Genomic DNA, 13,777 nt, shown 5'->3' with positions numbered 1-13,777 from the left:
AGTGTGGGGTCTCCCCATGTGAGAGTAGGGAACTGCCAGGCATCAAACAAGTGAAAAGCCCATCCTGACGGATGGGCTTTTTGCGTTTTTGTCGTCTGAACCGACCGGACAGCGGTTACCCTTATCCGGTCTTACTTCATTACTCATGTACCAAATTCAATAACGGATAGGGTTTTCCAAGATCGTCCGTCTCAGAACGGCCTGTCACCTTAAAGCCCATCTTCTTATAAAATCCGACCGCTTGTTCATTCTGCTCATTAACGTTGGTCGTCAGTTTGGGCGCTAACGTCAGCGCGTGTTCAATCAACAGCTTACCGACGCCGCAGCCGCGGACCGTAGGGTCAACGAATAGCGCATCCATATGTTCCCCCGTAAGTAGCATAAAGGCGACCGGCTCGTCTTTCTCCGTCACCGCGACCCACAGCGGCGCTTCGGGTAAAAACGCGCTCACCAGATCTTCCAGTTCCGCTCTATACTCTTTTGATAAAAAATCGTGCGTTGCATCGACCGACCGACGCCAGATCGCAATCAGTTTTTTCCCTTCATCATGCCGTGAACGGCGGATACTAATAACCATATTTGCTCCTTTTATTTGTTCTTATATTCTAACTCAAATGTCTCCGTGAAATTTTCTCACCCTGCACTTGCAGGCTCGACATTCACCTTATTCCTGGGTATCTTCAGCTGTCTGGATGTCTAAACGTTTATACGTATGCTATGAGGTAATAAAGTTATGCCAATTCGGGTGCAGGACGAGCTACCGGCCGTCAATTTCTTGCGTAATGAAAACGTCTTTGTGATGACGACAACTCGCGCGACGACTCAGGAAATCCGCCCGCTGAAGGTGCTCATCCTTAATCTGATGCCGAAGAAAATTGAGACTGAGAATCAGTTTTTGCGACTGCTTTCCAACTCTCCTCTGCAGCTTGATATCCAGCTGCTGCGCATCGATGCCCGCGAATCACGTAATACTCCGGCGGAACACCTGAACAACTTCTACTGCAACTTTGAAGATATTTGCGATCAGAACTTTGATGGCCTGATTGTTACCGGTGCACCTTTAGGTTTGGTTGAATTTAATGACGTTGCCTACTGGCCGCAGATAAAACAGGTGCTGGAATGGGCTAAAGATCATGTTACCTCAACGCTGTTTGTCTGTTGGGCGGTACAGGCAGCCCTCAATATCCTCTACGGTATCCCTAAACAGACCCGCTCTGAGAAGATTTCCGGGGTCTACGAACACCATATCCTGCAACCTCATGCCTTGTTAACCCGCGGCTTTGACGATAGCTTTCTGGCCCCGCACTCGCGCTATGCCGATTTCCCGGCGGCGCTGATACGCGACTACACCGACCTCGAGATCCTGGCGGAGACGGAAGAGGGCGACGCCTACCTGTTTGCCAGCAAAGATAAGCGCATCGCCTTCGTGACCGGTCACCCGGAATATGACGCGAACACCTTGGCCAGCGAGTTCTTCCGCGATGTGGAAGCGGGTCTCGATCCGCAGGTTCCACATAATTATTTCCCGCAGAACGATCCGCAGAACAAACCGCGCGCCACCTGGCGAAGCCATGGCAATTTGCTGTTTATCAACTGGCTGAATTATTACGTCTACCAGATCACGCCATACGATCTACGCCATATGAATCCGACTCTGGATTAATCTTCTACACAACGCGATCCTAAAGCGTTTCAGCATTTTGCCTCTGGCACCTTCGGGTGCCTTTTTTATTTCCGAAATGCAGCTCATATTGTAATTAAACTTTATTTATATTGTTATCAATAGGTTAAGTGATAATTAAATTAAAAATGGAAATTGTTTTTGATTTTGAAAAATAAATGCGTAGTCTTAATTGTGCTGAACGAAAACTACACAACGATCTTACGTTCGCGCCAACTGGATCAACCAAGAGGAGCAGCACATGACGCAGCAGGCGACAATCACTGACGAACTGGCTTTTAGCCAGCCATATGGCGACCAGGAGAAGCAAATCTTAACGCCTGAGGCCGTAGAATTTCTGACCGAGCTGGTGCGCCGCTTTACGCCTGAGCGCAATAAACTCCTGGCCGCGCGTATCCAGCAGCAGCAGGCAATTGATAACGGCAAGCTTCCCGATTTTATTTCGGAAACATCTTCCATTCGTAACGGTGATTGGACGATCCGCGGCATTCCGGACGATTTGCAGGATCGGCGGGTAGAAATTACCGGTCCGGTAGAGCGCAAGATGGTCATCAATGCGCTCAATGCGAATGTAAAAGTCTTTATGGCGGATTTCGAAGACTCACTGGCGCCCGAATGGAGCAAAGTCATTGATGGGCAAATTAACCTGCGCGATGCGGTTAACGGCACCATCAGCTACACCAATGAAGCCGGCAAGATTTATCAGCTCAAGCCGAACCCGGCGCTGCTGATCTGCCGCGTGCGCGGTCTGCATCTGCCGGAAAAACACGTGACGTGGCGCAGGGAAGCGATTCCCGGCAGTCTGTTCGACTTCGCCCTCTATTTCTTCCACAACTACAAAGCGTTACTGGAAAAAGGCAGCGGCCCCTATTTCTATCTGCCGAAGACTCAGGCCTGGCAGGAAGCCGCGTGGTGGAGTGAAGTATTTAGCTTTACGGAAGACCGTTTTGAGCTGCCGCGCGGCACCATCAAAGCCACGCTGCTGATCGAAACGCTGCCCGCCGTATTCCAGATGGACGAAATTCTGCACGCCCTGCGCGACCATATTGTGGGTCTGAACTGCGGGCGCTGGGACTACATCTTCAGCTATATCAAAACGCTGAAGAATCATCCGGATCGCGTTCTGCCGGACCGCCAGGTGGTGACGATGGACAAGCCTTTCCTCAGCGCCTACTCGCGATTGTTGATTAAGACCTGCCACAGGCGCGGCGCGTTTGCGATGGGCGGCATGGCGGCCTTTATTCCGAGCAAAGATGCCGAGCGAAACAACCAGGTGCTGAACAAGGTAAAAGCGGACAAATCGCTGGAGGCGAATAACGGTCATGACGGTACCTGGATCGCGCATCCCGGGCTGGCTGACACCGCGATGGCCGTCTTTAACGGCGTACTGGGCGAGAACAAAAATCAGCTGTCCGTTACCCGCGAAGACGATGCGCCGATTACCGCTGAACAGCTGCTGGCTCCCTGCGAGGGCGAACGAACCGAAGAGGGCATGCGCGCCAACATTCGCGTGGCGGTGCAGTACATCGAGGCGTGGATTTCCGGCAACGGCTGCGTACCGATTTATGGCCTGATGGAAGATGCGGCGACGGCGGAAATCTCCCGTACCTCTATCTGGCAATGGATCCACCATGAGAAAACCCTCAGTAACGGCACACCGGTTACCAAAGCGCTATTCCGCCAGTGGCTGGCTGAAGAGATGCGGGTGATTCAGGACGAACTGGGCGAGCACCGCTACAGCAGCGGGCGTTTTGATGAAGCCGCTCGCCTGATGGAACAGATCACCACCTCCGACGAGCTGATCGATTTCTTAACCCTGCCGGGCTACCGCCTTCTGGCCTAATTCACCACACAACAATATGGAGCATCTGCACATGAAAACCCGTACCCAACAAATCGAAGAATTAAACAAAGAGTGGACGAATCCGCGCTGGGAAGGCATTACTCGCCCATACAGCGCCGAAGATGTGGTGAAGCTGCGCGGCTCGGTCAACCCGGAATGTACTCTGGCGCAGCTGGGCGCGGCAAAGATGTGGCGACTGCTGCACGGGGAAGCGAAAAAAGGCTACGTCAACAGCCTGGGCGCGCTGACCGGCGGCCAGGCGCTGCAGCAGGCGAAAGCGGGCATTGAAGCGATTTATCTTTCCGGCTGGCAGGTCGCAGCAGACGCCAACCTGGCCTCCAGCATGTATCCGGATCAATCGCTCTATCCGGCGAACTCGGTACCGGCCGTGGTCGATCGGATCAACAACAGCTTCCGCCGCGCGGATCAGATCCAGTGGTCTGCGGGTATTGAGCCGAACGATCCGCGTTATACCGATTATTTCCTGCCGATCGTCGCCGACGCGGAAGCGGGGTTTGGCGGCGTGCTTAATGCGTTTGAGCTGATGAAATCGATGATTGAGGCCGGTGCAGCGGCCGTACACTTCGAAGACCAGCTGGCATCGGTGAAAAAATGCGGCCATATGGGCGGCAAAGTGCTGGTCCCCACGCAAGAGGCGATTCAGAAACTGGTCGCCGCGCGTCTGGCGGCGGACGTCATGGGCGTGCCGACGCTGGTGATTGCCCGCACTGACGCCGATGCGGCGGATTTAATTACATCAGACTGCGATCCTTACGATCGCCAGTTCATTACCGGCGACCGTACCAGCGAAGGTTTCTTCCGTACCCATGCCGGTATCGAACAGGCCATCAGCCGCGGGCTGGCCTACGCGCCCTATGCCGACCTGGTGTGGTGTGAAACCTCTACCCCGGACCTTGAGCTGGCGAAGCGCTTTGCCGACGCGATCCACGCGAAATATCCGGGCAAACTGCTGGCCTACAACTGCTCGCCGTCGTTTAACTGGCAGAAAAAGCTGGATGATAAAACCATTGCCAGCTTCCAGCAGCAGCTGTCGGATATGGGCTACAAGTATCAGTTCATCACCCTGGCCGGTATTCACAGCATGTGGTTCAACATGTTCGACCTGGCCCACGCCTACGCCCAGGGCGAGGGGATGAAGCACTACGTTGAGAAGGTCCAGCAGCCGGAGTTCGCGGCGGCTAAAGATGGCTACACCTTTGTCTCTCATCAGCAGGAGGTCGGCACCGGCTACTTCGATAAGGTCACCACCATTATCCAGGGCGGAGCCTCATCAGTCACGGCGTTAACCGGCTCTACAGAAGAAGATCAGTTCTGATAATTTCCCCCTCTCCCTCTCTCCGGGGGAGAGGGATGGGTGAGGGGGAAGAGATGACGCGTGGCCTGGAATTATTGATTGCTCAAACTATTTTGCAGGGTTTTGACGCCCAGTACGGTCGTTTTCTTGAAGTGACTTCCGGCGCCCAGCAGCGCTTTGAACAGGCTGACTGGCATGCCGTCCAGCAGGCGATGAAGCAGCGTATTCATCTCTACGATCACCATGTCGGCCTGGTCGTCGAGCAGCTGCGCTGCATTACCGATGGTAAAAATACCGATACCGATTTTTTGCTGCAGGTAAAAGAACACTATACCCACCTGCTGCCGGATTACCCTCGTTTCGAAATTGCGGAGAGCTTTTTCAATTCCGTTTATTGCCGGTTGTTTGACCACCGCTCGCTGACTCCCGAGCGGCTTTTTATTTTCAGCTCTCAGCCAGAGCGGCGCTTACGCGCCATCCCGCGCCCGCTGGCCAAAGATTTCTTCCCCGAGCGCGGCTGGGGCACGCTATTACGCAAAGTGTTATCCGATCTTCCTCTCCGTCTGCCGTGGCAAAACAGCGCGCGCGATATCGGTTATATCACCGCTTGCCTGCAGGAGGCGCTCGGCAGCGAGCTGCTTTCCCGGTCGCACCTGCAGGTGGCGAATGAACTGTTTTACCGCAATAAGGCGGCCTGGCTGGTAGGCAAACTGGTTACGCCGATGGCGACGCTGCCTTTTCTTCTGCCAATCCATCGCACCGATGAAGGCGAATTGTTTGTCGACGCCTGTCTGACGACGCATGCCGAAGCCAGCATCGTTTTTGGCTTCGCCCGCTCCTATTTTATGGTTTACGCGCCGCTGCCCGGCGCGCTGGTCGAGTGGCTGCGCGAGATTCTCCCGGGGAAAACCACCGCTGAACTGTACATGGCGATTGGCTGCCAGAAGCATGCGAAAACCGAGAGCTATCGGGAATACCTGCACTATATTTCCCGCAGCGATGAGCAATTTATCGAAGCGCCGGGGATTCGCGGCATGGTGATGCTGGTGTTTACTTTGCCGGGATTTGACCGGGTATTTAAAGTCATTAAGGACCGCTTTGCGCCGCAGAAAGAGATGACCGCCGCCCACGTGCGCGCCTGCTATCAGCTGGTCAAAGAGCACGACCGCGTGGGAAGGATGGCCGATACCCAGGAGTTTGAGAACTTCGTCCTGGAGAAACGGCAAATTGCGCCCGAACTAATGGCCCTGTTACAAACCGAAGCCGGAGCGAAAATTACCGATCTCGGCGATCGGATTGCGATCAGCCATCTTTATATCGAGCGGCGGATGGTGCCGCTGAATATCTGGCTGGAGCAGGTGGACGGTCCGGCGCTGCGCGATGCGGTAGAGGAGTACGGCAACGCCATTCGTCAGCTGGCCGCCGCCAACATTTTCCCCGGCGATATGCTATTTAAAAACTTTGGCGTCACGCGTCACGGCCGGGTGGTGTTCTACGATTACGATGAAATTTGCTATATGACGGAGGTGAATTTCCGCGAGATCCCGCCGGCGCGCTACCCGGAGGATGAGCTTGCCAGCGAGCCCTGGTATAGCGTCTCGCCTGGCGATGTTTTTCCGGAAGAGTTTCGCCACTGGCTGTGCGCTGACCCGCGCATCGGACCGCTATTTGAAGAGATGCACGCCGACCTGCTGCGCGCCGACTACTGGCGGGAGCTGCAAACGCGTATCCGCAACGGCCACGTGGAAGACGTCTACGCCTATCGCCGCCGTCAGCGTTTTAGCGTGCGCTACGGCGACCTGAAGCAGGCGGGATAGCCGATGGCCTGCTTCAGGCTGCTTCGATAACGGCAAATTCTTCGTACACCAGCTCCATATCCGGCGCCCAGGTGCCTTCGCGTTCAAAGAATGCCTGATGCGCCGATTGCCAGTAAGCGAGGCTTAAATCACCTTCGCCCTCCAGCGCGGCGAGCTCAGGGCTCATTTCGTTAAAGCGAATGAGCCTGAGGGTCAGGGTGCGTATCACGCAGACGGCTTTCCCTTTGCCGTCCAGCACAATGTGATACGCCCCCGGCGTCACGGGCGGCTGCTCCTGCTGATAGCTGGCAAGCGAGCCGCAGGTGCCGCGTTTCTTCCCGGCGATAACCAGGGCAGCCAGCTCGTCGGCCAGCGCCGGTGAATCGCCGAAAGACCAGCAGAAAGCAGAAGGGTATTTATCCTGCCAGTAGGATTTCAGATCGCTCATTTAGCGCACTCCGCCGTAGGCCAGCGTCACTTCTTTCGCCGCCTTAATCACCATCGCGCCGAACTCGGTCACGCGGTCATCGGTAATACGGGAAATGGGCCCGGAAATGGAGATGGCGGCGAACGGCTCACGATGTTCATCATAAATGCACGACGCTACGCAGCGCAGGCCCAGCGCGTGTTCTTCGTCATCAAACGAGTAGCCGCGCTTACGCGTCTGGGCCAGGTCCTCTTTCAGATGTACCGGCGATACCAGGGTGGCATGGGTATAAGCGTGCAGACCTTGACGGTGCAGCAGGCCGGTAACCTGCTCTTCGCTTAGCTGCGACAGAAACGCCTTTCCGGCGCCGGAAGCGTGCATCGGCAGCTTACCGCCAATCGGTGCCGACATACGCATCAGCTGCGTACACTGCACCTGATCGATAATAATCGCCTGATGATCGCTCTGGTCAAGCACCGCGAGGTTAACCGTTTCACCGGAATCTTCCATCAGCTGACGCAAAATCGGATGGACGATCGCCAACAGATTACGGCTTTGCAGGAAGCTGCTGCCGACGACGAAAGCATGGGCGCCCACCGACCAGTGGCCCAGTTCACCGACCTGACGAACAAAACCCAGCTGCTGCATGGTCGTCAGCAGGCGGTGAGTCGTGGAGTTAGGCAGGCCGGCCTGCTGGGCCAGTTCGGTCAGCGCCACGCTGCCGTGGGATTCAGCAATCCATTCGAGCAGCTTCAGTCCGCGGGTCAGGGACTGAACTTGCCCGCCGGCCGGAGCGGCGGCGGGGGAGGCAGGTTTTCTGCCGCGTTTTGCGGGAGCGAGGGTCGCCATCGCGGACTCCTTTTTTCTGTATCGTGGAAATGATTTTCGTTTTATTTGGCGATAATGCAATCACTACCCGACTGATCGGATGAGTGAAGCTGAACATGTCTCATCTTGCCCGCTGTTCTCTTTTCCACCCCTTCGGTTTGTGCCAGTATGGTCTGTTGAGTTTTTTCGGTCTGGTTGAGCGTTGTCGGGAGCGAGTGTGAGCAGCAAAGTTGAGCAACTGCATCAGCAGTTAAAAGCACGTATTTTGGTTCTGGATGGGGGCATGGGCACCATGATCCAGAGCTACCGTCTGAGTGAGCAGGACTTTCGCGGCGAGCGCTTTGCCGACTGGCCGTGCGACCTGAAGGGCAACAACGACCTGCTGGTTCTCAGCAAGCCGGATGTGATAACCGCTATCCACGATGCCTATTTTGCGGCCGGGGCGGATATCATTGAAACCAACACCTTTAACTCGACGACCATCGCGATGGCGGATTACCAGATGGAATCCCTGTCGGCGGAAATCAACTTTGTGGCGGCGAAACTGGCCCGCGCCAGCGCCGATGCCTGGACCGCACGCACGCCGGAAAAACCGCGCTACGTCGCAGGAGTCCTCGGCCCGACTAACCGCACGGCGTCCATTTCTCCCGACGTCAACGACCCGGCCTTCCGCAACATCACCTTTGACGGGCTGGTGGAAGCCTATCGTGAATCCACCAAAGCGCTGGTGGAAGGCGGAGCGGATCTGATTCTGATTGAGACGGTGTTCGATACCCTCAACGCCAAAGCGGCGATCTTTGCGGTTAAAGAGGAGTTTGAAGCGCTGGGGGTCGATCTGCCGATTATGATCTCCGGCACCATCACCGACGCCTCCGGTCGCACGCTGTCCGGCCAGACCACCGAAGCCTTTTATAACTCGCTGCGCCACGCCGATGCGCTGACGTTTGGCCTCAACTGCGCTCTGGGGCCGGATGAGCTGCGCCAGTACGTGCAGGAGCTGTCGCGTATCGCCGAATGCTACGTTACCGCCCACCCGAACGCCGGTCTGCCGAACGCCTTTGGCGAATACGACCTGGACGCCGACACGATGGCGGCGCAAATTCGCGAATGGGCTGAAGCCGGATTCCTGAATATTGTCGGCGGCTGCTGCGGCACCACGCCGGAACATATCGCCGCCATGAGCCGCGCGGTGGCCGGCCTGCCGCCGCGCCAGCTGCCGGAAATCCCCGTCGCCTGTCGTCTTTCCGGCCTTGAGCCGCTGAATATCGGCGATGACAGCCTGTTTGTGAACGTCGGCGAACGCACCAACGTTACCGGCTCGGCAAAATTCAAACGCCTGATTAAAGAAGAAAAATATAACGAAGCGCTGGATGTGGCGCGCCAGCAGGTGGAAAGCGGCGCGCAGATTATCGATATCAATATGGATGAGGGGATGCTCGACGCCGAAGCGGCGATGACGCGTTTCCTCAACCTGATCGCCGGTGAGCCGGATATCGCCCGTGTGCCGATTATGATCGACTCCTCCAAATGGGAGGTCATCGAAAAGGGTCTGAAGTGTATTCAGGGTAAAGGCATCGTTAACTCCATCTCGATGAAAGAGGGCGTTGAGCCGTTTATCCAGCATGCGAAAAAGGTGCGCCGCTACGGCGCCGCCGTCGTGGTTATGGCCTTTGATGAAGTGGGCCAGGCCGATACCCGCGAGCGGAAAATTGAAATTTGCCGCCGGGCGTACAAAATTCTCACCGAAGAGGTGGGCTTCCCGCCGGAAGACATCATCTTTGACCCGAATATTTTCGCCGTGGCGACCGGGATTGAAGAGCACAACAACTATGCCCAGGACTTTATCGGCGCCTGCGAAGATATCAAACGCGAACTGCCGCACGCGCTGATCTCCGGCGGCGTCTCTAACGTGTCGTTCTCGTTCCGCGGCAATGACCCGGTGCGCGAGGCGATTCACGCGGTATTCCTCTACTACGCCATCCGCAACGGCATGGACATGGGCATCGTTAACGCCGGCCAGCTGGCGATTTACGACGACCTTCCCGCCGAGCTGCGCGATGCGGTTGAAGATGTGATTCTGAACCGCCGCGATGACGGCACTGAACGTCTGCTCGATCTGGCGGAAAAGTATCGCGGCAGCAAAACCGACGATACCGCCAACGCTCAGCAGGCGGAATGGCGCAGCTGGGACGTCAAAAAACGCCTCGAATACTCGCTGGTTAAAGGCATTACTGAATTTATCGAGCTCGATACCGAAGAAGCCCGCCAGCAGGCCGCGCGTCCGATTGAGGTTATCGAAGGGCCGCTGATGGACGGCATGAACGTGGTCGGCGACCTGTTCGGTGAAGGGAAAATGTTCCTGCCGCAGGTGGTGAAATCCGCCCGCGTGATGAAGCAGGCGGTGGCCTACCTCGAACCTTATATTGAGGCCAGCAAAGAGAAAGGTTCCAGCAACGGCAAGATGGTCATCGCCACCGTGAAGGGTGACGTTCACGACATCGGCAAGAATATTGTCGGCGTGGTGCTGCAGTGTAACAACTACGAAATCGTCGACCTTGGCGTGATGGTGCCTGCGGATAAAATCCTGAAAACCGCCCGCGAGGTTAACGCCGACCTGATTGGCCTCTCCGGGCTGATTACGCCGTCGCTGGATGAGATGGTCAACGTGGCGAAGGAGATGGAGCGTCAGGGCTTTACTATTCCGCTGCTGATTGGCGGCGCAACCACCTCGAAAGCGCATACGGCGGTGAAAATCGAGCAGAACTACAGCGGGCCGACGGTCTACGTGCAGAACGCCTCGCGCACCGTTGGCGTGGTCGCCGCGCTGCTGTCCGATAGCCAGCGCGATGATTTTGTCGCCCGTACCCGCAAAGAGTACGAAACGGTACGTATTCAGCACGGGCGTAAAAAGCCGCGCACCCCGCCGGTCACGCTGGAGGCCGCGCGCGATAACGACCTGGCCTTTGACTGGGCAAGCTACACCCCGCCGGTGGCCCATCGTCTGGGCGTGCATGAGGTTGAGGCCAGTATCGAAACCCTGCGTAACTATATCGACTGGACGCCGTTCTTTATGACCTGGTCGCTGGCCGGTAAGTATCCGCGCATTCTGGAAGATGAAGTGGTCGGCGAAGAGGCGCAGCGCCTGTTCAAAGACGCCAACGAACTGCTGGATAAGCTCAGCGCCGGGAAGGCCCTGAATCCGCGCGGCGTGGTGGGGCTGTTCCCGGCTAACCGCGTCGGCGACGATGTTGAAATTTATCGCGATGAAACCCGGACTCACGTGCTGACGGTGGGGCATCATCTGCGCCAGCAGACGGAGAAAGTCGGCTTTGCCAACTACTGCCTGGCGGATTTTGTCGCGCCGAAGCTGTCGGGGAAGGCGGACTACATCGGCGCCTTTGCGGTGACCGGCGGCCTTGAGGAAGACGCGCTGGCCGACGCCTACGAAGCGCAGCACGATGACTATAACAAGATTATGGTGAAGGCGATTGCCGACCGCCTGGCGGAAGCCTTTGCCGAGTATCTGCATGAGCGGGTGCGTAAGGTTTACTGGGGCTATGCGGCGAACGAAAACCTCAGCAACGAGGAGCTGATCCGCGAGAACTACCAGGGAATTCGCCCGGCGCCGGGCTATCCGGCCTGCCCGGAGCACACCGAAAAGGCGACGATCTGGGAACTGCTGGAGGTGGAAAAACGCACCGGCATGAAGCTGACGGAATCTTTTGCCATGTGGCCCGGCGCGTCGGTTTCCGGCTGGTACTTCAGCCATCCGGACAGCAAATACTTCGCGGTAGCGCAAATTCAGCGCGACCAGGTGGAAGACTATGCGTTGCGTAAGGGGATGAGTGTGGCGGAAGTGGAGCGCTGGCTGGCGCCGAACCTCGGTTACGATGCCGACTGATCCACCAAACCGTTATCTTTCCTTACAACTAACAGGGCGCTCAATGAGCGCCCAGTCTCTTTATTGTGCGTAAACCCTTATACTGAAGGAAGCTTGCGATCGTTGCCGTCGGATAAGCGAAGCGCTATCCGGCCTGTAACGGTTTATGAGTTTCGGGAACGAATAAATATAAGGAGAAGCTGATTCCGTGTTAACTCTGCTACACCTGTTGTCCGCCGTCGCCCTACTGGTGTGGGGCACCCATATCGTCCGTACCGGCGTGATGCGCGTCTACGGCGCTCGTCTGCGAAGCGTACTCAGCAGCAGCGTGGAGAAAAAACCGCTCGCCTTCTGCGCGGGGATCGGCGTTACCGCGCTGGTGCAGAGCAGCAACGCCACCACCATGCTGGTCACCTCTTTTGTCGCCCAGGATCTGGTGGCGCTGGCCCCTGCGCTGGTGATGGTGCTGGGCGCTGACGTCGGTACCGCGCTGATGGCGAGGGTGCTGACCTTCGATCTGTCCTGGCTTTCGCCGCTGCTGATTTTTATCGGCGTGATTTTCTTCCTTGGGCGCAAGCAAACGCGCGCGGGCCAGCTCGGACGCGTGGGGATTGGTCTGGGCTTGATTCTGCTAGCGCTGGAGCTGATCGTGCAGGCGGTGCATCCCATCACCCAGGCTAACGGCGTACAGGTGATTTTCGCCTCGTTGACCGGCGATATTATGCTGGATGCGCTGATCGGCGCGGTGTTTGCCATCATCAGCTATTCAAGCCTGGCAGCGGTGCTGCTGACCGCAACGTTAACCGCCACCGGCGTGATTTCGTTTCCGGTGGCGCTGTGCCTGGTGATCGGCGCCAACCTCGGATCCGGGCTGCTGGCCATGCTAAACAACAGCGGCGCCAATGCCGCTGCGCGCCGCGTGGCGCTCGGCAGCCTGCTGTTTAAGCTGGTGGGTAGCCTGATTATCCTGCCGTTTGTGCATCTGTTGGCAAACGTCATGGATGAGCTTCCGCTGCAAAAATCCGAACTGGTGATCTATTTCCACGTCTTCTACAACCTGATCCGCTGTATCGCCATGGTGCCGTTTGCCGGCCCCATGGCTAACCTCTGTAAGCGTCTGATTCGCGATGAGCCCGAGCTGGACGCGCGGCTGAAGCCGAAGCATCTTGATACTTCGGCGCTGGATACGCCCGCCCTGGCGCTGGCCAATGCCGCCCGCGAAACCCTGCGTATTGGCGATGCCATGGAGCAGATGCTGGAAAGCCTGCATAAAGTGATGCACGGCGAGCCGCGTGAGGAGAAAGAGCTGCGGCGGATGGCGGACGATATCAACGTACTTTACACCGCCATTAAGCTCTATCTGGCGCGGATGCCGAAAGAGGAGCTGGCGGATGAGGAGTCCCGCCGCTGGGCGGAAATTATCGAAATGGCGCTTAACCTCGAGCAGGCTTCGGATATCGTCGAAAGAATGGGCAGCGAGATCGCCGATAAATCGCTGGCCGCGCGGCGCGCGTTCTCCATGGAGGGATTAAAAGAGCTGGATGCCCTCTACGAGCAGCTGCTCAGCAATCTGCAGCTGGCGATGTCGGTCTTCTTCTCCGGCGACGTGCCGAGCGCCCGCCGCCTGCGCCGCAGCAAGCATCGTTTTCGCATCATGAACCGTCGTTACTCGCATGCCCACGTTGACCGCCTGCATCAGCAAAACGTGCAGAGTATTGAGACCAGTACGCTGCACCTGGCGCTGCTGGGCGATATGAAGCGTCTGAATTCACTGTTCTGCTCGGTGGCCTATAGCGTGATGGAGCAGCCGGATGAGGATGATGAGCGCGATGAGTATTAAGCGCTGATGTGCCGCCTGACATCCCCGGCTCGCGCTGCGCTTAGCCGGGCTACAGGTATACCGCGGTCTGCGGGATGGTAGCCCGGACAGATGCGCAGCATCGCCTCCGGGTAATTATGCCACTCTGCGCTTTGCTCCCGGGGGCGGCGCAGAGCGCCTTGCCCGGG

General features: G+C 57.0%; 9 protein-coding genes. 6 read left to right on the top strand and 3 right to left on the bottom strand.

The genetic code is table 11. The features are described from left to right. Positions 1-139: 139 nt before the first annotated feature. Complete coding sequence (locus tag ABLU87_RS04435) at positions 140-577, bottom strand: acetyltransferase (protein ID WP_009651731.1); 438 nt, start codon at positions 575-577, stop codon at positions 140-142. A 156-nt stretch (positions 578-733) separates the two neighbouring features. Between ABLU87_RS04435 and metA the strand changes: the two genes are divergently transcribed. The 4 genes from metA to aceK all read left to right on the top strand — a co-directional run bounded on the left by metA (position 734) and on the right by aceK (position 6,656). Beyond that, the gene (gene metA, locus ABLU87_RS04430; RefSeq protein WP_004109666.1) at positions 734-1,663 is read left to right on the top strand and encodes a homoserine O-succinyltransferase; all 930 of its coding nucleotides are present in this window, start codon (positions 734-736) and stop codon (positions 1,661-1,663) included. 259 nt (positions 1,664-1,922) lie between these two features. Further along, positions 1,923-3,524: a malate synthase A gene (gene aceB, locus ABLU87_RS04425; RefSeq protein WP_122117397.1), complete on the top strand. Its 1,602-nt coding sequence runs from the start codon at positions 1,923-1,925 to the stop codon at positions 3,522-3,524. Positions 3,525-3,555: 31 nt separating this feature from the next. Then, entirely contained in the window at positions 3,556-4,860 is a 1,305-nt protein-coding gene (gene aceA / locus ABLU87_RS04420) for an isocitrate lyase (protein WP_004097699.1), read from the top strand. Between the two features lie 53 nt (positions 4,861-4,913). Beyond that, positions 4,914-6,656: a bifunctional isocitrate dehydrogenase kinase/phosphatase gene (gene aceK, locus ABLU87_RS04415; RefSeq protein WP_122117398.1), complete on the top strand. Its 1,743-nt coding sequence runs from the start codon at positions 4,914-4,916 to the stop codon at positions 6,654-6,656. A gap of 13 nt (positions 6,657-6,669) precedes the next feature. Here aceK and ABLU87_RS04410 read toward each other — a convergent pair whose 3' ends face one another. Together ABLU87_RS04410 and iclR are read right to left on the bottom strand one after the other, a co-directional pair. Beyond that, positions 6,670-7,074 (bottom strand): ASCH domain-containing protein, encoded by a 405-nt coding sequence (locus tag ABLU87_RS04410; RefSeq protein WP_086074014.1) that lies wholly within the window; start codon positions 7,072-7,074, stop codon positions 6,670-6,672. 9 nt (positions 7,075-7,083) lie between these two features. Next, positions 7,084-7,911 carry a glyoxylate bypass operon transcriptional repressor IclR gene (gene iclR, locus ABLU87_RS04405; protein WP_122117399.1) on the bottom strand — a complete coding sequence of 276 codons (828 nt, stop codon included), beginning with the start codon at positions 7,909-7,911 and terminating at the stop codon, positions 7,084-7,086. Between the two features lie 196 nt (positions 7,912-8,107). On the opposite strand from iclR, the gene metH reads away from it, so the two are divergent. Then, entirely contained in the window at positions 8,108-11,791 is a 3,684-nt protein-coding gene (gene metH, locus ABLU87_RS04400; RefSeq protein WP_025107717.1) for a methionine synthase, read from the top strand. Between the two features lie 187 nt (positions 11,792-11,978). Continuing rightward, the gene (locus tag ABLU87_RS04395) at positions 11,979-13,610 is read left to right on the top strand and encodes a Na/Pi cotransporter family protein (RefSeq protein ID WP_014837116.1); all 1,632 of its coding nucleotides are present in this window, start codon (positions 11,979-11,981) and stop codon (positions 13,608-13,610) included. The last annotated feature ends 167 nt before the right edge of the window (positions 13,611-13,777 follow it).

The sequence above is a fragment of the Klebsiella sp. CB_Kp196 genome (assembly GCF_040061575.1).
Lineage (GTDB): Bacteria > Pseudomonadota > Gammaproteobacteria > Enterobacterales > Enterobacteriaceae > Klebsiella > Klebsiella michiganensis.
The sequence above is the reverse complement of the archived record's forward strand: the minus strand, read 5'-3'. Positions and strand labels throughout refer to the sequence as shown.